Origin of the sequence: Kribbella qitaiheensis (assembly GCF_042657745.1) — a bacterium.
Classification (GTDB): domain Bacteria; phylum Actinomycetota; class Actinomycetes; order Propionibacteriales; family Kribbellaceae; genus Kribbella; species Kribbella qitaiheensis.
The window spans coordinates 401,719-420,620 of the sequence record NZ_JBHSKE010000048.1 but is presented as its reverse complement, the minus strand read 5'-3'; the positions used below and the strand labels follow the sequence as shown (position 1 = coordinate 420,620).

The window sequence follows — 18,902 nt, the reverse complement described above, 5'->3', positions numbered from 1 at the left end:
CGTATCCGCATCGTAGATGGCGAAGGTCTCGCATTCCACCAAACCACGCCTGCCAAGGGGTGGTTGTTCGGCAACCGCAAGGCTGCGGTCGGGTGATCGAGGGGTGGTCGTGCGGTCAGGCTGGCAGACTGTGGCGGTGGTGGCCCTGCGCGAACGGTGGAACGAGCTGATCCCGGGCTCGGCGACGTTGGCGGACGATCTGGTCGCCAGGTACGTCGGGCGGAACCGTCGCGCCTACCGCGACCAGTACCTCGAGACCGTGCTCACCACACTCGAGTCGCTCATCCAGCTCAGCACCGACCCGACCTCCGTCCGGCTGGCCGCGTGGTTCCACCGGGCGGTGCACGAGCCCGGCGGCGGACCGGCCGAGGACGCCGAATCGTCCGCGCGGCTGGTCGAACAGACCCTGCCGTCCTACGGGATCGACCCCATCCGCATCGCGGAGGTGGCCCGGCTCGTCCGGTTGACCGGTGACCTCGCGGCTCCCCCGCCCGACTCCTACGCTCCGCCCCGGCGTGACGCGAACGGCGACGTCCTGCTCGACGCAGTCAACTCCACCCTGGCCACGGCCCCGGCGCGCTACGCGGCCCACACGTCCGAAGTACGGCGAGACGCCGGCGACCGGACTGCCGCGGTGGAACACCGGTACGACGAAGTACGCCAACTGCTCGAGGGGCATCTCTACCGGACGCAACTGGCGCGGCAGCGGCTTGGCCCGGCTGCTCGGGCCAATCTGGAGACGGAGCTCGCCGGACTCGACAGTGAACTCCCAGCACCTTGGCGCGGGTGGCAGCAGGCGGCACTGGCGGCCACTGCGACGTTCAGCGCGATCGCGGCCGCCGTCGTCTCTATAGCTGCGGCAGGTGCGTCGTGGCAGATTCCGTCGGTCGAGCCTGAGTCCGGCTGGCCGACAGTCCTCCTGGCGGTGTTCGCGTTCTTCAGCGCGCCGGTGCTGTTCCGCTGTGCTCGTAGCGACACCCAGCGAGCCAGGCTGATCTCCGGCGCCGTGGTGGCCGTGGCAGTGACAGGGCTCCTCGTCGCCTGGGCGCAGGTGCCCGTGACGAACCCGGCGCTGGGCGTCGGGCTGCGGGTGCCACTGGTGATCTCCGCGCTCCTCTTACTTCTGGTGGCCGGCACGTCAGCTCTGGTGGCGTCGCTGCTGCGCACGAGAGTCGCCCGGTTCATGCCGTCGAGGAACCTCGGCCAGCAGCTGGCCTGGCTCGCCGTACCGGGGGTGATCGCGCTGATCCTCCTCCTGATCGTGCAGCCACTGGCGCGGAGCTACGTGCTCAGCTCGAACGAGCGGGTGGAGGGCTCCCACCGCCCGGCCGGTAGTTCACCCGACTCGGTGCTGGACGGCAATGTCGCCTGGGTCAGCCGCGCATTGACGGGTGCGGGAGCCGAGGAGGCGGTCGGGACGAGGTACGGCATCGCCATTCCGCGGCAGACCGGTGTGGTGGAGATGCTCGACGCGGCGACCGGTGAGCTCCGCTGGCGCTACAGCCGGTCCGACTCGGACGAGAAGCCGAACATCGTCGCCACCGCCAACGGCCGATTCATCGTCGCCGAGTTCGCCGACATCGGCTACCTGCTGCTCGACGCGGACACCGGCGAGCGCAAAGCGGCCTGGCCCGGCCGGACCCGCGACCACACCATCCAGCAGGGCGATCCGCTGCTCACCGGCGAGGAAGTGGCCCGCGGCTCCGACAAGCTGCGCGGCGTCGACCCGGACGGCAGCGATCGCTGGACGTTCGAGCCCGGCCGCTGCACCGACATCGGTGCGGTGGCCACCGCCGACACCGTGGTCGCCTTTCTCGGGCACAGCTGCGGTGACGAGCCGGACGAGATGACCGGGCTGGACCTGAAGACCGGCAAGAAGCTGTGGACCAAGGCGCCCAGCGACATGTACCGGCGGCCCGTCGTCGTGGGCGGACTGGTCGTCGTGGCCGAGCCCGGCGGCGACTCCGACGTACCGGCCGCACTGCTGGCGATCGAGCCGCGCACCGGCGAGACGAAGTGGCGCTGGCCGGTACCGCGGAACTGGGCCTGCCGCACGTTGCTGAACGCGGCGGGGAAGCTCCTGGTCGTGGTGGACTGCCCCGGCCCGGACACCCGGGAGAACCGTCAGACGATCGTCACGGCCATCGACTCCGACACAGGTCAGACCGTGTGGCAGACGACGGCGGCCGTGAGCCCGCGCGCCCGGGTCACCGTCACCGCTGACGCCCGGGTGGTCTCGCTCGCCCGCGGCTCCGACGGCTGCTGGGCGAACGTGATCGGCGCGACCGGATTCCGCCAGGTCCGGCTGCCTACCGGCGTCTCCTGCAGCCGCGACGCCGTCGCCGTCGGCAACCTCGTCCTCACCTCCGGCAACACCAGCGTGATAGCCCTCCGCTGAACCTCGGCGGGTTGAGGCTCAGCGGGCGGCTTGCAGTTGGGACTCGGCGGAGGCGAGGAGTTCGACGATCCGGGTGCCGAAGGCGACGTCGACCGGGTGGGACTCACCGGACTCGGCCGCCTCGATCAGTTCCCGCGCCGCCAACTGCAACGACTCGACCCCAGGAGTCACCCACGGCGGCAGCAGCGCAGTACCGGTCTCTCCCCAGATGCCGGTCTCGAAGTTGGTCCCGGCCGGTGGCGCGAACAGCGACAGGCTCACCGTGCTGGTTGCACCCGACTCGTGGGTGATCACCAGGTGCACGAGGTCCCCCGCGCCGCCCATCGCCCGGAGTTCCGCGATCGGCCCCAGCATCGCGCTCAGGTTGGACAGCGCGTGCGGCCCGATGTCCCATAGCGCACCGCGCGGCTCCCGACGCCAGACGGACTCCTTGAACGGGTTGTCCGGAGCATCGAGCGAGGCGAGCATGCGGGACCAGCCGCCCTTCCACCCTCCCTGCGCCTGCACCTTCTCGAAGAAGGTCCGGCTCTCCGGCGCGAACCGGGCGGTGAAGAAGACGACCGAGGCGATCCCCTCGTCGGCCGCCTCGTCCGCCAGCGCGCGGGCGTCGTCGTACGAGTCGGCGACCGGCTTGTCCAGCAGCAGATGCTTGCCCACGGCAGCGGCCTCGAGCGCCATCGACGCCTGGACCTTCGGCGGAACCGCGAAGGCGACCGCATCGACCGCTTCCAGTAACTCTGCGTAGTCGCTGAACGCCGTCACGTCAAGGCCTGTGGCCAACGCCTCCGTCCGGCCTGGATCCCGCCCCCAGACACCGACGAACTCGACGCCGGCCGCGGCCCGCAGCCCCGGTCCGTGGGTGTCGCGAGCCCAGGGACCGGTACCAACCAGACCGAAGCGCATGGCGTTCTCCATTCTGCTGCGGGCCCCACCCACCACACCGGTCAGGTGACAAGCCGATATCGCTTTGGCCACGACCCTAACCGGGACCCCCGGATCGGTCGGTACGGGCCGGTTCCGGGTGCGAGACTCGCAATCATGGATCTGCGCGACCAGTGGAATCGCCTGCTGCCGGACGCGCAGCCGCTGGGCGACGACCTACTGGCCCGTTACGCAGAGCAACATCGCCACTATCACGACCAGCGGCACCTGACCGAGCTGCTCGAGACCATCGACGAGCTCGCCGATCTGGCCGACGACGCCGACACGGTCCGGCTGGCCGCCTGGTTCCACGACGCGATCTACGACCCGCAGGCCGATCCCGGCGAGAACGAGGAGGTCTCGGCCCAGCTGGCCGAGCTCGAACTGTCCGCCTACGGCGTCGAGGCCGCGAGGATCACCGAGATCGGCCGGCTGATCCGGCTGACCGCCAAGCACGACTGCGAGCCGGACGACGCGAACGGCGCGGTGCTGTGCGACGCCGACCTGCGCATCCTCAGCCTGTCCGCCGACCGATACGACGAGTACGCCGCCGGCATCCGCGAGGAGTACGGGCACATCGGCGACCGCGACTTCGCCCGCGGCCGGATGACCTTCCTGCAGAGCCTGGCCGAGACCAGCCTGTACGCGACCAGCCGGGCTCAGGAGCAGTGGGAGCAGGCCGCCCGGGAGAACCTCCGGCGGGAGCTGAAGCGCTGGGGCCCTAAGGCGGCCCGGCCGATCGCCGGGCTCATCCCGATGATCTACCTCGGCGCCGCGCTCGGTGTGGTAGTCGCCGCCTCCGTGCTGCTCGGCCGTGGTCTCGGCGCCGCCCCACGCTGGCCGGCCGCGCCCGACGAGGTGAACGGCTTCCCGGTGTGGGCACCGATCGCCGGTACCGCGGTGGCTGCCGCGCTGACCTGCGCTTGGTTCCGACGGGCCAAGCCCCGACTGGTGACCATCCCTGCTCTGGTGTTCGCCGCGATCGGCGCAGTCGCGATCGGGATCTGCTGGTGGCGCTGGCCCGCGGCTCAACCAGGTGCGGCGATGAGCGAGCGCTGGCCGTACCTGATGCTCGCCTCTGTCGCGATCTTGCTCGCCGGAGCGCTCCTGGCCCTCGCCCGGCGCCTGCGGCTCGCCCCGCCGTACGCGCTGTCTCCACCGCGCGGGCTGAGTCTCGGCGTCACCTTGGTCTGCGCCTCCTTGCTCGCCTGGATCGTGGTCTCCGCCGGTGAGCCCTTCGTCCAGGCTCGGCTGGAGACCGCCAACACGGTCAGCACCACCGCCACCATGCCGCCCGGCGTACTGCCGGTGCAGCTCGACGGAGAGCTCGCCTGGAGCCGGGAGGTCCCCGCAACCGGTGCGATCGCCGGTAGTGCGGGCGGCGTGGCCGAGCTCCGGTCCGACGGCGTGGTGATGTCCGACGCGACCACCGGCCAGATCCGCTGGCGCTACTCCCGGGCCGACGTCGACGACGCCGCCTCCAGTGGTTCGCGCGGTCTCCTGGTCTCCGCCGACGGACGCACCCTCGCCGCACACCTCCCGTACGACGGCAACCACGCGCCGAGCGGGATCGACCTCCCGACGTACGCCGTACTCGACGCCGAGAGCGGGAGGGTGCTCACCGAGGTCCACACCGACGGCACGGCTCTCGCGGTGGACGCGAACCAGTTGCTCGTCGCCGAGGGCCGGTACGTCGTGGCGCATGGCGTGAGCAATCCCACCCACTGGCGGACCCAGCTGAAATGCGCCGTCACGCAAGGCGTGCTCCTGGCCGACCAGGCCGTCGTGGTGGACGCCTGTGGCGGCAACAGCGCCGTAGTGCGCGGTCTGGATCTCACCGACGGCGACCAGCGCTGGGAGGTCGACCTGGGCATCCGGTTCGAGCTCAGCGCCGAGCTGGACCCCGCCACCTGGATCGGCGAGCTCGTGGCCGTCCCGGAAACCCGCGAGGTCTCAGGGCTGGTGTGGACAGGCGCTGCCGGCGGAACCCTGCACCAGTGGTCCGTAGACGTCGGCGAAGGCCGCATCCTCTGGACGACCCCAGTACCCGGTACTCCGAGGCCGCGGCTGGGCCGGTCGTCCTGCGACGCGCAGCTCGCGGCGACACATGCCTCCCTGGTCCTGGTGACCTGCCGGACGAGCAACGAAGTCGGCGAGGCCCAGACGTACGACGTGTCGGCAGTGAGCCCGGCCGACGGCACCCCGCAGTGGCACCACCTGCTGCAAGTGCCGCCGAAGCTGCAGCAGCCCACGTTCCCGAGGGACGGGTTCGGCCTGCTGCCGGACGGCCGGGTGGTCACCTTGATGCCGCAGCCCGACGGGAGCTGCTCACCGGTCATGGTCGGCACCACCGGCGTGCAGCCGCGGCCGATCGTCGCCGGGCCGACGGCAACCTCCGTCGCCGACACCAAGAAGGTCACCTGCGACAAGCCGGCCGTCACCGTCGCCAGCGGGCGCCCCGTCTTCAGCGACGGCACCCGCCTCTTCGCCCTAAACTGACCCGCCGCGCAGCACTGAATCCGGTTAGGCTCCGCGGATGGAGCTGACGGCGAACGCCTTGGTGGCGGCGTTGCGGGAGAAGGCGCGGCCCGGCGAGGCTGTGCAGAAGCACTACCACGGCGGCGGCGACGTGCTCGGCGTGCCGATGAAGGCGACCTTCGACACCTCCAAGGCGTTCACCGACCTGCCGCTCACCGAGGTGGACCGGCTGCTCGACGAGTCGTCGTACGAGGCTCGGCTGGCGGGGTTCTGCGTGCTCGACTTCCGCGCCCGCCGGACCAAGCTGCCGGACGACGAACGGCGCGCGGGGTACGAGCTGTACCTGCGCCGGCACGACGCCATCGACAGCTGGGACATGGTCGACCGCGCGGCCCCGCACGTCGTCGGGCGCTATCTGCTCAAGCGATCCAGGGATCCCCTCTTCAAGCTGGCCCGGACCACCGACCCGCTGCGCCGCCGTACGGCCATCACCGCACCCCTGTACTTCGCCCGCTTCGGTACGACCGCCGACCTGACCGACCTGTTCGCGTTGGCCGAACTACTCCTCGACGACAGCGATCCGGTCGTGTCCAAACCGGTCGGGATCGCCTTGAAGTACGCCGGCGTCGCGGACGAAGCGGCCCTCAGAAACTTCCTCGACCAGCACGCCGGCACCATGCAGCGACCGGCGCTGCGGTATGCCGTCGAGAAGCTCGATCCCGCCACCCGCAAGGCCTATCTCGGCTGACCAGCCGGCGGGAATTCCGTTGCCGGAGGCAGCGTTGGCATCTACCGTGACCAGCATGTTCCGCGTGGATTCTGTTGCGTACCTGTCAGGCCTCGGCCTGACGGGCGCTGCCGCGTGGGCGTCAGTCGATTCAGCTTCACACACCGGCGCACGAAGCCGACCCTCCTCCTGCTGAAGCAGGACCCGCGGAGGAGGGTGGCTCGGCAACCGGCCCCCTTCACCGCAGCCGGCGCTGTGCCGCTTGCAGCTGTCGAGAAGGTGGGCCACCGGGTCCTGGCTCTTCGAATCTTCTGACCAGCAAGGGAAAACGCATCATGGCCAAGAGCCAGTTCGTGCGGACCAAGCCGCACCTCAACATCGGCACGATGGGTCACGTCGACCACGGCAAGACCACCCTGACCGCCGCCATCACCAAGGTGCTCGCCGAGCGCTACCCGGCCCTCAACTCGTTCGTCGCCTTCGACGGCATCGACCGGGCGCCGGAGGAGGTCGCGCGGGGGATCACCATCAACATCTCGCACGTCGAGTACGAGACCGCCAACCGGCACTACGCGCACGTCGACATGCCCGGGCACGCCGACTACGTGAAGATCATGATCACCGGCGCCGCGCAGGTGGACGCCGCGATCCTGGTCGTGTCGGCGCAGGACGGCGCCATGCCGCAGACGCGCGAGCACGTGCTGCTCGCGCGCCGGGTGGGCGTGCCGTACCTGGTGGTCGCGCTGAACAAGGCGGACACCGCCGAGGACCCCGAGCTGCTCGACCTGGTCGAGCTGGAGGTCCGCGAACTGCTGTCGGAGTACGGGTTCCCCGCCGACGAGGTGCCGGTGATCCGAGTCTCCGGGCTGCGGGCGCTCGAGGGCGACCCCGAGTGGATCGCCTCGATCGGCGAGCTGCTCGATGCCGTCGACTCCTACGTGCGGGACCCGCCGCGTGAGCTGGGCGAGCCGTTCCTGATGCCGATCGAGAACGTGCTCACCATCAGCGGGCGTGGCACCGTGGTCACCGGTGCGGTGGAGCGCGGTTCGCTCCGCCTCGGCGAGACCGTCGAGGTGGTCGGCCTCGGTCCGACCGTCACCAGTACGGCGATCGGGCTGGAGACGTTCGGCAAGTCGCTGGAGTCCGCGGAGGCGGGTGACAACGCGGCCGTGCTGCTGCGCGGCGTCAAGCGCGACGAGGTCCGTCGCGGCCAGGTGGTGGCGTTGCCGGGCAGCGTCCAGCCGCACCGCAAGTTCCGGGCGCAGCTGCACGCGCTGTCGACCGCCGAGGGTGGACGGCACACGCCGTTCGCCGCGGACTACCGGCCGCAGTTCTACTTCCGGACCACGGATGTGTCGGGTGGCATCGACCTCGGCGGAATCGAGCTGGTGATGCCGGGTGACACGATCGAGCTGGGCGTGGAGCTGGCCAAGCCGGTCGCGATGGACGTCGGCCTCGGCTTCGCCGTCCGCGAGGGCGGCCACACCGTCGCCGCCGGCACGGTGACCGAACTGCTCGACTGAAGTGAAACGAGGCGCCCCGGGCTGATGCCCGGGGCGCCTTGTTTTGCTGAGGTTCAGGGCCGGACCTGACCGCTGCCCTTGCGGTGGCGCAGGCCGGAGACGAGTAAGCGGCGGACCAGGACGCGGCTGGAGACCGGTACCGCGCCGGCCGCGACCAGTTCGTCGTACTTGTCGGACGGGACGTCGTAGTGGTCCCGGTCGAAGCCCCGGGCCGGGATGCCGGTCTTGCGGGCGAACTCGTGCAGTTCATCGAGGGACTCGTCGCTCACCAGGTGCGACCAGACCCTGTTCCAGGCCGGCCAGGCCGGTGGGTCGATCAGGATCACCCGGGGCGCTCCTTCTCGTCCTTCTCTTCCTGCCGCTCGTCCTGGGCGTCGAGGAGGTTGCGCCAGGCCCGGACGAAGCGGGAGTTCACGTAGGCCTTGGTCCACGACGCGTCCTGCCGCACGGACGACCCGACGTGGAACCGCCGTACTCCGCTGCCGTACAGCCAGGGCACGTGCTCCGGCTTGAGCGAGCCGCCGGCCATCATCACCTTCGCGACCTGCGGGTCGTCCTTGGCCAGCTTGCAGAGGTCGTCCAGCCCGTAGCGGACGCCCAGACTCGAACCGGCGGTGAGCACGCAGTCCAGCCCTGCCAGACTCCGCAGCGCACGCCAGGCCTTGCGCTGTTCGAGCACGGCGTCGACCGCCCGGTGGAACGTCCAGGGCGTGCCCGCGAACGTGCTCGCCAGCGCCGCGACCGACTCGACGTCCACCTCGTTGTCGGGGGTCAGGAATCCGAAGACGAACCCGTCCGCCCCTGCCGAGAGGTACGACTGCGCCGTCGCGGTCAGCCGGTTCAGCTCGGCGCCGTTGGTGGTGAAGGAGTTGGTGAGCCGGAGCATCACCCGCAGCGGGAGATCCGTGACCCGGCGTACCGCGCTGACCGTCGACACCGACGGGCACAGGCCGCCGGCCTCCATCGAGGCGCACAACTCCAGGCGGTCCGCCCCACCCTCCTGAGCCGCCTCCGCGTCCGCCGGATGCAGCGCGATGACCTCCAGCAACGAACCCATGCCCGCCATCATCCTTCATCTGGTTCGTCCGGGCCCGGCAAAACTCTTCGGAAACCCTGTTGCACACCCCCAGGGTCTTCTGTATCGTTTTTCTAGAACGATTTAGAAGAACGATACAGAAGACTGTTCGGAGAGAGGTGTCGAGGATGTCGCCGGGAGTCACCATCAAGACCGTCGCCCAGGCCGTCGGGGTGTCGCCGTCGACCGTCTCGAACGCCTACAACAAGCCGGACCAACTGTCCGCCGCGATGCGCGAGCGGATCCTGGCCAAGGCGAAGGAACTCGGGTACGCCGGGCCCGATGCCTCGGCCCGGGCGCTGCGCAGCGGGAAGGTCGGCGCGGTCGGCGTGCTGTTCACCGACAAGCTCGCCTACGCGTTCTCCGACCCGTACGCGGTCGGCTTCCTGGCCGGGCTGGCCGAGGTCGCCGAGGAGTTCACCACCAGCCTGCTGCTGATGCCGCTCAGCTCGACCGACATCCAGGGCGGTGCGAACGCGGTCCAGCAGGCCGCGATCGACGCGGCCGCGATCTTCTGCGTCGCCGGTGGCCACCCGGCCCTCGACACGCTGAAGAACCGGGGCATCCCGATGGTCTCGACCGACCGGGGCGACCACCCGGACCTGTCCTGGGTCGCGATCGACGAGGTCGAGGCGGCCGCGAAGCTCGGCAAGCACCTGGCCCGGCTGGGCCACCGCGACGTGGTGGTGCTGGTCGACAACGCCGAGGCGGCCGGCTCGCAACCGGTCGACCTCACCCTCGACGAGGTCGGCTACACCGACTGCGAGCTCCGGATCCGGGGCCTGCAGAAGGAGATGCCGGACGCCCGGATCAGGCTGGTCTCAGGCGGCCACAACGCCTTCGGATCCGGACTGGCCGCGGCCGAGTGGGTGCTCGACTCCCAGGACCGCCCGACCGCGATCGTCGGGCTGAGCGACGTGCTGGCGCTCGGCGCGATGGAGGCGATGACGACCCGCGGCCTGGTCCCCGGCAAGGACCTGACCGTGGCGGGCTTCGACGATGTGCCGGCCGCCGAGAGCGCCGGGCTCACCACCGTCCGCCAGCCGATCCGGGACAAGGGCCGCGCCGTCGGCCGGGTGCTGCTCGATCCGGCGACGACCGAGCGGCAGATCACGATGCCGACCGAGCTGATCGTTCGCGCGAGCAGCGGTCCGGCACCCCGCAACTAACAGCAGAACACCCCAAGTCAGCCACGGCCGTCCGGCCGCCGGCTCTGATCACCACGCCCTTCGGAAGGGAGCACGACCATGACTTACTTCATCGCCGGCAACACCGCAGTGGAAAACGCCCGGTCCCTCGCGCAGTCGGCCCTGCCGAACGCGCCGCAGGAGCCCTACGAGGAGCCGCGTCCGCCGCGCACCCAGGCCCTTCGCGCCCGCCTCGGCACCGCCCTCCGCGCCACCGCGGAGCGCGAGCTGAAGCTGGCCGACCGGCTGGACCCGGCGCCGACCTGCAGCGCCGGCTGACCCCGGCGACAACCACTATCGAAACCAGACCTCTCCCGAGGCGACAGGACCCCGAGCCGGGCGGCTTGGGGTTTTGTCGGTTCCGTCTGGCACTCTGAAGGGCGATGAACGAGCCCGGCGTGTTACTGACGGCCCGCGCGATGGTCCTCCACGACCTGGCCGCGCGGGGATTCGACGACGCCATCATGGTGTCCCTGCTGGAGGACGCGGTCGCCGGCCGGCAGTGGTGGCTCGACCAGTGGCCCGACGGCGCCGAGCACATCGCCGGCCTCGTCGCGCAGGACGTCCAGGATCGCCTGGTCGACTCCGGCATCCGCTGGCCGCGCTGCACCGCCTGCGACGACCTCAACGACCACGAGCTCCGGATCGAGCCGGAGCTCGGCCCCGACCCCCACTGGGTCTGCGAACGCGCCGGCATCGCCGTCTCCCCCTTGGGCCGCCTCACCTGACCCCAGGGGTGACTCAGGGGAATACCCCGGCGCGCTACATGTAGACAAGCTACTAGTGTGGCTGTCCATGAAGTCCTTGCTGGTTCTTCGGGTGGTCGCGGCGGGGCACGCCGTCGCCGTCTGCCTGCAACCCGTGCTCGCGGGTGTCTACCTGAACGGCTCCAGCGGCGCGATGCGGCTGCACGAGCCGATCGGACTCGGCGTCGCCTTCCTCTGCCTCGGCCAGTTGCTGATAGCAACGATCTACTGGCGCTCCGGCGGCCGCGGGCTCGCGGTCACCGCCACCCTGGCGCTCCTCCTGGCCGAGGGACTCCAGATCGGGATGGGTTACAGCCGTCAACTGGCCCTGCACATCCCGCTCGGCATCGCGATCGTGGCGATCGCCTGCACCTTCGCCGCCTGGACGTGCCGCCCGGGCGCGGCTGTCCGGCGTACGGAGAAGCAGGCGGTGGCGGCATGACCACCGAGGTGGAACAGCAAGTCGAGCAGAAGCCGGTACGCCGGCCGCGGGCGTCGCTGTGGTCCCTCCGGATAGTGCTGGTGCTCCACGCCGGACTAGTGGTCGCGCAGCCCATCCTCGCCGGGTACTTCCTCTCCGGCGAGGTAGACGCGATGGCCTGGCACGGGCCGATCGGGTCGTCGCTGTGGATGTTCTCGATGCTGCAGTTCGTGGCCGCGATGCTCTACTGGCGTCCCGGCGGCGGCCGCCTCTGGCCTGCGCTGCTCACGTTCGTGCTCTTCTTCGCCGAGTTCATCCAGCTGACCTTCGGGTATCTGCAGAACTTCGCCGTCCACGTTCCGCTCGGGACGGCCATCGTCATCACGGTGGTCGCGATGGCGATCTGGTCCTTCCGCCCCAGCGCCCGCCGTGGCCGCAAGGAGGTAGCGCGATGAGCATCTCCCGCCGCACGGTCCTGGCCGTCGCCGGAGGAACCGGACTCGCTGCCACCCTTGCCAACTGCGGCCTGGACGCCTCCCCCGGCCAGACGGCTGAACTTCTCCACAGCGAGGCGCCACTGCCGGAAGCCTTCAAGGTGCCGCTCCCCATTCCGCCAGTGAAGAAGCCGATCCGCACGGCGGCCGGTGTCGACTACTACCGAGTGGTCCAGCAGCAGGCCAGCCTGGAGATCCTCCCCGGCCTCAAGACACCAGTACTCGGGTACGACGGCCTCCTGCCCGGCCCCACCTTCGACGTACGCAGCGGGCGAACCACAGTCATCGAGCAGGTCAACCAACTCGCCGTACCGACGGTGGTTCACCTGCACGGCGGCCACACCCCGGCCAGCAGTGACGGGTGGCCCCTGGACCTGCTGATGCCGAACAGCGAACACCATGAACACGGCGGCCACCACAACATGCCCGGTGGCGACGTGAAGACCGGCAGCCGGACGTACACGTATCCGAACACCCAGCGAGCCGCCACCCTCTGGTACCACGACCACCGGATGGACTACACGGCGCCACAGGTCTACCGCGGCCTCTTCGGGCTCCACCTGATCCGCGACGCGGAGGAGGACGCCCTGCCGTTGCCTGGCGGTGACCGCGAGATCCCGTTGGTGATCGCGGATCGCGCCTTCGCCGCCGACGGGTCCTTCCTCTACCCCGCCCTGAAGGACGGCCCCGGCGTCGAACCGGAGTACATGGAAGGGGTCATCGGTGACGTGATCCTGGTGAACGGTGCACCCTGGCCGGTGCTCGAAGTGGACGCCGCGCGGTACCGCTTCCGCATCCTGAACGCGTCGAACGCCCGCCGGTGTGAACTTGCCCTGAGCAACGGCCCGGCCACGTTCGTCCAGATCGGCAGCGACGGCGGACTGCTCGGCGCCCCGATCGAGCACCAGACCCTCGTGATCGCCCCGGCCGAACGCTTCGACGTGGTGCTCGACTTCTCGCAGTACCAGCCGGGGACGGAGATCACGCTGCTCAATAAGCTCGACGGCGGTCGCACCGGACAGGTGATGCGGTTCAAGGTCGCCCGGAAGGCCACCGACGACAGCAACGTGCCGGAGAAGCTGTCGAGCTACACGCCGCTTCCCGAGCCGGGCGGTCTGGTCCACCGGACGTGGCGATTCCGCCGCGGCGACGCGAACGGCCACAAGGGCTGGACCATCAATGGCGAGCCCTTCGACCCCGAGGTGATGCAGGCCCAGGTGAAGCTCGACCAGTACGAGGTGTGGTCCTTCGCCACCGACGTGCACCACCCGGTACACGTCCACCTCGCGCCTTTCCAGGTACTCCGTCGCGGCGGCTCCAAGCCCGGCCCGTACGACGCCGGCTGGAAGGACACCGTCGACGTACGGCCCGCCGAGGTTGTCGACGTGCTGGTCAAGTTCTCAAGCCACAAAGGGAAATACGTGATCCACTGCCACAACCTGGAGCACGAGGACATGGCCATGATGGCCGGCTTCGAAACCGTCTGACCTCCAGTGCCGCCCGGGCACGCAGTACAGGTGGTTCAGTGGTCGCCTTGTTCGGCGGCCTGGGTGGCTTGGGCGCGGAGGGCGGCGCGGTCGATGCCGGCCAGGTCCAGTGCGCGGGGGACGCGTCCGAGGTTGGCGTCGAGGATGCCGACCAGCATGTTCGAGGCGCCGATCCGGCCGCCTCCGGTCGCGGCCGCGTTGTCCATCGCGCGTTTGAGCAGCAGCTTGGTGGACTCGCCGATGGCGGGAGTCCGCTCCTCGTCAGGTGTTGCCGTGGGCAACTCCGCGACCGTGACGGCGATCCCTGCGGTCGCGAGGCTCTGCTCCCACTCCTGATCGAGCGCGGCTCGGATCGCGTCCCTGGTCAGACCGGCACCGTGCAGCATCCGGGCGGCCGCGCTCCCCGGCAACGCGGCGAGGGCGAGCAGCACGTGCTCCGCCTCGATCATGGACGAGCCGTCCAGTCTCGCCTCAGCGCGAGCACCCCGGACCAGCACCGACCGGACATCCTTGGTCTTGGTCGACATCAACGCCTCCTCAGCGCGACGCCCGCGGCGATCAGCCGCTTGGCGTGTTTCTTGTGCACGGCCTGCCGGGTGACTCCCAGCACCTCGGCCACCTCGGACCAGCTCCAGCCGGCCCGCATCGCCTGTTCCACCTGACTGTCCTCGAGCCGGTCCGCCAACCGCCGCAGCGCGACGACCGCGGCCAGCCCCGCGCCGGGATCGGCCGGATCCGTCAACTTCTCCATCTAAGCAACCTAGGTTGACAATCTCGCGGTGTCAACCAGAGTTGCTAAAACTCCGCTCTTGACCTGGCCGGCGACCTCTGTTTATAGTCAACGCATCAGTTGATCAACGGAATGGTTGATAAAGATGGCAGTTGACGAAGCCGCGCTGGACCGGGCCTTCATGGCGCTCGGTGACCCGGTCCGCCGGGCACTGATCGCCCGACTGTCCCGGGGCGAGGCGACCGTGAACGAGCTCGCCGAGCCGTTCGCGATCACCAAGCAGGCCGTGTCGCGGCACATCCAGGTGCTCGAGGCCGCCGGCCTGATCACGCGCAGCCGTGACGGCCAGCGCCGTCCCTGTCATCTCAACCCGACCGCCCTGGAAGAACTGACGAGCTGGATCGACGAGTACCGGCTCGCCTCCGAGCGCCGGTTCCGCCGGATCGACGCCGTCCTCGAAACCGTGAAGGAGCAGGAATCGTGAGCACCAACCCGACCACCATCAACGCCCCCGCCGGCACCCCGTTCATCGAGGTCGTCCGCGAGTTCGACGCCACCCCGGCCCAGCTGTTCAAGGTCTCCACCGATCCCGAACTGGTCGCCCAGTGGCTCGGCCCGCGCGATCTGGAGATGGAAGTGATCGAGTACGACGTCCGCCCGGGCGGCCGGTACCGCTACATCCACCGGGCGAACGGACGCGAGGATGCCTTCCGCGGCGTCTTCCACACGGTGGAGCAGGACGCGCGGATCATCCAGACCTTCGAGTGGGAGGGCGCGCCGGGTGAGGTCTGCCTCGAGTCGGCTCGCTACGAGAAGACCGACACCGGGGTCAGGCTGCACACGCAGTCGGTGTTCCCGTCCGTCGAGTCCCGCGACGCGGCGGTCCAGGCCGGGATGGAGTACGGCATCCGCGACTCGATGGACCGACTGGCCGAACTGCTCAGCGGTGACAAGTCATGAGCGCTGCCAAGAGCCCGGTCGTCGTCGACATCACGATGTCGCTGGACGGCTACGTGACCGCTCCGGGTGCGGACCTCGCGCACGGACTCGGTGTCGACGGCCAAGTGCTGCACACCTGGGTGATGGAGGGCAACGACGCGGACCACGCGGTACTGGAGGAGTCGTACGCCCAGACCGGCGCCGTGATCCAGGGCCGCAGGTTGTTCGACTTCATCGACGGCCCGAACGGCTGGAACGAGGAGATGGGCTACGGAGCCAAGCCCCACGGGGAGACCGTCCCGCCGATCTTCGTGGTCACCCACCAGGCGCCCGCGAAGACCCGGCTCGGCGATCGGTTCCACTTCGTCACCGACGGCCTGGCGAGCGCGGTACAGCAGGCGCAGGAAGTTGCTGATGGCAAGGACGTGGTGGTGATGGGTGGCGGCGCGATCTGCGGGTCCGTCCTCGCCGAGGGCCTCGCCGACACCGTGCGGCTGCACGTTGCGCCCATCGTGCTCGGCGGCGGCACCCCGCTGTTCCGGGACGAGGCGCCGAGAGTCGGCCTGGAACTGGTCAACGCCATCTCCACCCCCGCCGCGCAACATCTCACCTACAAGGTGGTGAAAGACTGATGAGCAAGGTCATCGCATCGGCCGCGGTCTCCCTCGACGGCTTCATCGCCGACACCGAGGACGCGGTGGGCCCGTTGTTCGACTTCTACAACAACGGTCCGGTCGAGGTGTTCGGAACCGACAAGGGCCGGGCCTTCAAGGTCAGCCAGGAGACCGCCGACTACATCAACTCGGTCTGGCCGACGGTCGGCGCGACCGTGATCGGGCGCCGGTTGTTCGACCTGACCAACGGCTGGCACGGTGTCCCCGCGGTCGGCGACCACGTCTTCGTCGTCACCCACGAACCGCCGACCGACTGGCCCTTCCCCGACGCCCCCTTCACCTTTGTGAACGGCGTCGAGGACGCGATCAACCAGGCGAAGGACTTCGCCGGCGACCGGGCGGTCTCCCTCACCGCCGGCAATCTCACCGGCCAGGCGTTGGCCGCCGGCCTGGTCGACGAGATCGTCCTCAACCTGATCCCGGTGGTCTTCGGCACCGGCATCCCCTTCTTCGGTACCTACTCGGGCGCGCAGGTGCTCCTGGACGGCCCCTCCGTCGTCCAGGGCACCCGCGTCACCCACCTCCACTACCGAGTCCGGTAGCCCCTTCTCCGTGGGAGACGATCAGCCGGCCACGACGTGGCGGCGGCGGTAGAACCACATCGCGCCCATGGCGACGGCCGCGCCGCCCAGGGCTGAGGCACCCGACTGCAGGACCTCGACGCCGTTGTCGTCCGACACCCTGGTGACGCTCGCCACCTGTGCCGGTGGAACCTCGTACTTCGGGTCGTAGTTCGGGTAGTTGTACTCGGTGGTCGTGGGCTCGGGCACCGGGTAGCCGGCTCCCTCGTCCGGCCAGCCCTCACCGGGCTGCGCCAGGTGCATGGCCCAGGGCTCCGGGTCCTTGTACCTCGCTGACGCTTCGGTGGTGGTCAGGACGATGCCTGCCATCGCCAGGACGGACAGTGCGGCTGCTGACTGCTTGCGGTTCATGGCTCCTCCAGTGGACCTTGCGGCGCGGGACCGCCGCTCTAGTTCCACCGTCGGCGCTGAGGCCCCCTACCCACATCGGCCGCAACCCCTCAGAAAAGCCTCCGAACCCCTTAGATCTCAGTACTCCCGGCCACGGAGGGCAGGGTGATCGGCTATGACAGTGCAGGAGCCGGGCTCGACCTCGGTGAAACCGGCGTCCTGTACGACGGGGAGGCTGCTCCGGAGGAGGGCCGACCACTGGGTCGCGGTGGCTGTGCGGACGGCGACGGGGAAGTCCGCCGACTGCCACGTTTCGCGTGCACGCGTGGGCAGGTCGAGCCAGGCGAGGTGAGCGGCGTGGCCGACCTGGGCCATGGTCTTGCCGGTCGACATCTCGAGATGAGGATTCACCCACAGGACCGGGGTGCCCGGCTCGGGTTCATCAGGTGGCTCAGGGTCCTCCAGATCGGTGCCGGTGACCTGGAGCTTGGCGAGATCCTTGGGTACCTCGTCCAGCGGCACAGGCGGAAACACCCGTACTACGGCCGTCGTACCGGTCACGGTGATCCCCGGCAGCGTGGAGGCCCTGCGCCACTCGGCCCCCCGGGCTCGGCGTACGACCTTCCGGATCCGGGCGTCCTGCCAGTCCCGCATCGCGGCGGCCCAGTCCCCGTCCCCGACCGACCGCTCGTCCGCCAGGATCGCCAGTACCGCGCGCGCCGCCGTCTCCAGCGCATCCGTCTGCCCCGGCCGCTCCGCCTTCTCCACCTGCAGCACCAACGTCAGCACGAACTCGCGCTCCACAGAACTCACCCCGCGAGTCTGCCAGCCCCGCGCCGCCCGCTCAGCGGACGCCTCCGAGTAGCTCGTCGTGCCGCACCCGGGGCTCTTCCGGCGGCTGTTAGTTTGGCGGCATGCGGCAGTATCTCGATCTCCTTAAGCACGTCCTGGACCACGGCGTCGAGAAGGGAGACCGGACCGGTACCGGGACGCTCAGCGTCTTCGGCCACCAGGCCAGGTACGACCTGACCGCCGGGTTCCCCGCGGTGACCACGAAGAAGCTGCACCTGCGTTCGGTGGTCGGTGAGCTGATCTGGTTCCTCAGCGGCTCCACCAACGTGAAGTGGCTGCACGAGAACAACATCTCGATCTGGGACGAGTGGGCCGACGCGGACGGCGAGCTCGGCCCGGTCTACGGGTACCAGTGGCGCTCCTGGCCGACCCCGGACGGCCGGCACATCGACCAGATCGCCGCGGTGATCGAGTCGATCAAGCAGAACCCGAACTCCCGCCGGCACATCGTCAACGCCTGGAACGTGGCGGACGTGGACGGGATGGCGCTGCCGCCGTGCCACACGATGTTCCAGTTCTACGTCGCCGACGGCCGGCTGTCGTGCCAGCTCTACCAGCGCTCGGCGGACATCTTCCTGGGCGTGCCGTTCAACATCGCGTCGTACGCGCTGCTCACCCACATGGTGGCCCAGCAGACCGGGCTGGAGGTGGGCGATTTCGTCCACACCCTCGGCGACGCGCATCTCTACCTGAACCACCTCGACCAGGCCAGGCTCCAGCTCACCCGCGAACCCCGGCCGCTGCCGACGCTGCAACTGGCGAAGCGAGACTCGATCGACTCCTACGAGATCGCGGACGTCGAGCTGGTCGGGTACGACCCGCACCCCGGGATCAAGGCGCCCATCGCGGTATGACGGTCATCCTCATCGCGGCGGTCGGCAGGAACGGGGTGATCGGCCGCGACAACGACCTACCCTGGCGGATCCGCGAGGACCTGCGGCACTTCAAGGAACTCACCCTCGGCCAGACCCTGGTGATGGGCCGGAAGACCTACGACTCGATCGGCCGCCCGCTGCCCGGCCGCCGTACGGTCGTGGTCACCCGGCAGCCGGACTGGGCCGTCGACGGCGTCGAGGTGGCGCACAGCCTGCAGGCCGCCCTCGACCTTGCGGACGGCAAGGACGTCTACGTGGCCGGCGGCGGCGAGATCTACCGCCAGGCCCTCCCGCACGCCGACCGCCTGGAACTCACCGAGGTCGACCAGTCCCCCGCCGGCGACGTCACCTTCCCCACCTTCGACCGGTCGGACTGGCAGGTCACCGCCCGTGACCCCCACGACGGCTTCACCTTCGTCACCTACCACCGCGCCTGACGGCCCCGCCGTACGCCTGACCTGACA

23 protein-coding genes are annotated in these 18,902 nt (G+C 69.7%); 16 read left to right on the top strand and 7 right to left on the bottom strand.

Going from position 1 to position 18,902, the window contains the following annotated elements; genetic code table 11:
• The first annotated feature begins 136 nt into the window (after positions 1-136).
• Entirely contained in the window at positions 137-2,398 is a 2,262-nt protein-coding gene (locus ACFPJ1_RS30975; protein ID WP_380109276.1) for an outer membrane protein assembly factor BamB family protein, read from the top strand.
• A gap of 18 nt (positions 2,399-2,416) precedes the next feature.
• Here ACFPJ1_RS30975 and ACFPJ1_RS30970 read toward each other — a convergent pair whose 3' ends face one another.
• On the bottom strand, positions 2,417-3,301 hold the full coding sequence (locus tag ACFPJ1_RS30970; RefSeq protein ID WP_380109275.1) for a Gfo/Idh/MocA family protein: 885 nt from the start codon (positions 3,299-3,301) through the stop codon (positions 2,417-2,419).
• A 135-nt stretch (positions 3,302-3,436) separates the two neighbouring features.
• Between ACFPJ1_RS30970 and ACFPJ1_RS30965 the strand changes: the two genes are divergently transcribed.
• The 3 genes from ACFPJ1_RS30965 to tuf all read left to right on the top strand — a co-directional run bounded on the left by ACFPJ1_RS30965 (position 3,437) and on the right by tuf (position 8,047).
• Entirely contained in the window at positions 3,437-5,818 is a 2,382-nt protein-coding gene (locus ACFPJ1_RS30965) for a hypothetical protein (protein ID WP_380109274.1), read from the top strand.
• A 37-nt stretch (positions 5,819-5,855) separates the two neighbouring features.
• Positions 5,856-6,545, top strand: coding sequence for a DNA alkylation repair protein (locus ACFPJ1_RS30960; RefSeq protein ID WP_380109273.1), 690 nt, complete (start codon positions 5,856-5,858; stop codon positions 6,543-6,545).
• 314 nt (positions 6,546-6,859) lie between these two features.
• Complete coding sequence (gene tuf, locus ACFPJ1_RS30955) at positions 6,860-8,047, top strand: elongation factor Tu (RefSeq protein ID WP_380109271.1); 1,188 nt, start codon at positions 6,860-6,862, stop codon at positions 8,045-8,047.
• Between the two features lie 53 nt (positions 8,048-8,100).
• On the opposite strand, the gene ACFPJ1_RS30950 is transcribed toward tuf, so the two are convergent.
• Positions 8,101-8,373: a DUF4031 domain-containing protein gene (locus ACFPJ1_RS30950; protein ID WP_380109270.1), complete on the bottom strand. Its 273-nt coding sequence runs from the start codon at positions 8,371-8,373 to the stop codon at positions 8,101-8,103.
• Entirely contained in the window at positions 8,370-9,104 is a 735-nt protein-coding gene (locus ACFPJ1_RS30945; protein ID WP_380109269.1) for a copper homeostasis protein CutC, read from the bottom strand. Before ACFPJ1_RS30945 ends, ACFPJ1_RS30950 begins: the two co-directional genes overlap by 4 nt.
• A 146-nt stretch (positions 9,105-9,250) precedes the next feature.
• Here ACFPJ1_RS30945 and ACFPJ1_RS30940 point away from each other — a divergent pair, with 146 nt between their 5' ends.
• From ACFPJ1_RS30940 to ACFPJ1_RS30915, 6 genes are all read left to right on the top strand, one after another.
• On the top strand, positions 9,251-10,291 hold the full coding sequence (locus tag ACFPJ1_RS30940) for a LacI family DNA-binding transcriptional regulator (RefSeq protein WP_380109268.1): 1,041 nt from the start codon (positions 9,251-9,253) through the stop codon (positions 10,289-10,291).
• A gap of 78 nt (positions 10,292-10,369) precedes the next feature.
• Positions 10,370-10,588: a hypothetical protein gene (locus ACFPJ1_RS30935; protein ID WP_380109266.1), complete on the top strand. Its 219-nt coding sequence runs from the start codon at positions 10,370-10,372 to the stop codon at positions 10,586-10,588.
• A gap of 104 nt (positions 10,589-10,692) precedes the next feature.
• Complete coding sequence (locus ACFPJ1_RS30930; protein ID WP_380109264.1) at positions 10,693-11,037, top strand: hypothetical protein; 345 nt, start codon at positions 10,693-10,695, stop codon at positions 11,035-11,037.
• Positions 11,038-11,104: 67 nt separating this feature from the next.
• Entirely contained in the window at positions 11,105-11,497 is a 393-nt protein-coding gene (locus ACFPJ1_RS30925) for a hypothetical protein (protein WP_380109262.1), read from the top strand.
• Positions 11,494-11,931, top strand: coding sequence for a hypothetical protein (locus tag ACFPJ1_RS30920; RefSeq protein WP_380109261.1), 438 nt, complete (start codon positions 11,494-11,496; stop codon positions 11,929-11,931). The genes ACFPJ1_RS30925 and ACFPJ1_RS30920 overlap by 4 nt, the downstream gene beginning before the upstream one ends.
• Positions 11,928-13,457 (top strand): multicopper oxidase family protein, encoded by a 1,530-nt coding sequence (locus tag ACFPJ1_RS30915; protein ID WP_380109260.1) that lies wholly within the window; start codon positions 11,928-11,930, stop codon positions 13,455-13,457. Before ACFPJ1_RS30920 ends, ACFPJ1_RS30915 begins: the two co-directional genes overlap by 4 nt.
• A gap of 35 nt (positions 13,458-13,492) precedes the next feature.
• On the opposite strand, the gene ACFPJ1_RS30910 is transcribed toward ACFPJ1_RS30915, so the two are convergent.
• Entirely contained in the window at positions 13,493-13,984 is a 492-nt protein-coding gene (locus tag ACFPJ1_RS30910) for a Clp protease N-terminal domain-containing protein (protein ID WP_380109258.1), read from the bottom strand.
• Positions 13,984-14,208, bottom strand: a complete 225-nt coding sequence (locus ACFPJ1_RS30905; RefSeq protein ID WP_132298487.1) for a hypothetical protein — start codon at positions 14,206-14,208, stop codon at positions 13,984-13,986. The genes ACFPJ1_RS30910 and ACFPJ1_RS30905 overlap by 1 nt, the downstream gene beginning before the upstream one ends.
• Before the next feature lie 124 nt (positions 14,209-14,332).
• On the opposite strand from ACFPJ1_RS30905, the gene ACFPJ1_RS30900 reads away from it, so the two are divergent.
• The 4 genes from ACFPJ1_RS30900 to ACFPJ1_RS30885 are packed head-to-tail and all read left to right on the top strand — an operon-like array spanning position 14,333 to position 16,342.
• Positions 14,333-14,671 (top strand): ArsR/SmtB family transcription factor, encoded by a 339-nt coding sequence (locus tag ACFPJ1_RS30900; protein WP_380109256.1) that lies wholly within the window; start codon positions 14,333-14,335, stop codon positions 14,669-14,671.
• Positions 14,668-15,147: an SRPBCC family protein gene (locus ACFPJ1_RS30895; protein WP_380109255.1), complete on the top strand. Its 480-nt coding sequence runs from the start codon at positions 14,668-14,670 to the stop codon at positions 15,145-15,147. Before ACFPJ1_RS30900 ends, ACFPJ1_RS30895 begins: the two co-directional genes overlap by 4 nt.
• Positions 15,144-15,758, top strand: coding sequence for a dihydrofolate reductase family protein (locus ACFPJ1_RS30890; RefSeq protein ID WP_380109254.1), 615 nt, complete (start codon positions 15,144-15,146; stop codon positions 15,756-15,758). Before ACFPJ1_RS30895 ends, ACFPJ1_RS30890 begins: the two co-directional genes overlap by 4 nt.
• Positions 15,758-16,342, top strand: a complete 585-nt coding sequence (locus tag ACFPJ1_RS30885; RefSeq protein WP_380109252.1) for a dihydrofolate reductase family protein — start codon at positions 15,758-15,760, stop codon at positions 16,340-16,342. The genes ACFPJ1_RS30890 and ACFPJ1_RS30885 overlap by 1 nt, the downstream gene beginning before the upstream one ends.
• A gap of 21 nt (positions 16,343-16,363) precedes the next feature.
• On the opposite strand, the gene ACFPJ1_RS30880 is transcribed toward ACFPJ1_RS30885, so the two are convergent.
• The gene (locus tag ACFPJ1_RS30880) at positions 16,364-16,732 is read right to left on the bottom strand and encodes a hypothetical protein (protein ID WP_380109250.1); all 369 of its coding nucleotides are present in this window, start codon (positions 16,730-16,732) and stop codon (positions 16,364-16,366) included.
• Between the two features lie 117 nt (positions 16,733-16,849).
• Positions 16,850-17,524: a peptidyl-tRNA hydrolase gene (locus tag ACFPJ1_RS30875; RefSeq protein WP_380109248.1), complete on the bottom strand. Its 675-nt coding sequence runs from the start codon at positions 17,522-17,524 to the stop codon at positions 16,850-16,852.
• Between the two features lie 101 nt (positions 17,525-17,625).
• On the opposite strand from ACFPJ1_RS30875, the gene ACFPJ1_RS30870 reads away from it, so the two are divergent.
• The gene (locus ACFPJ1_RS30870) at positions 17,626-18,417 is read left to right on the top strand and encodes a thymidylate synthase (RefSeq protein WP_380109246.1); all 792 of its coding nucleotides are present in this window, start codon (positions 17,626-17,628) and stop codon (positions 18,415-18,417) included.
• On the top strand, positions 18,414-18,875 hold the full coding sequence (locus ACFPJ1_RS30865; protein WP_380109244.1) for a dihydrofolate reductase: 462 nt from the start codon (positions 18,414-18,416) through the stop codon (positions 18,873-18,875). The genes ACFPJ1_RS30870 and ACFPJ1_RS30865 overlap by 4 nt, the downstream gene beginning before the upstream one ends.
• The last annotated feature ends 27 nt before the right edge of the window (positions 18,876-18,902 follow it).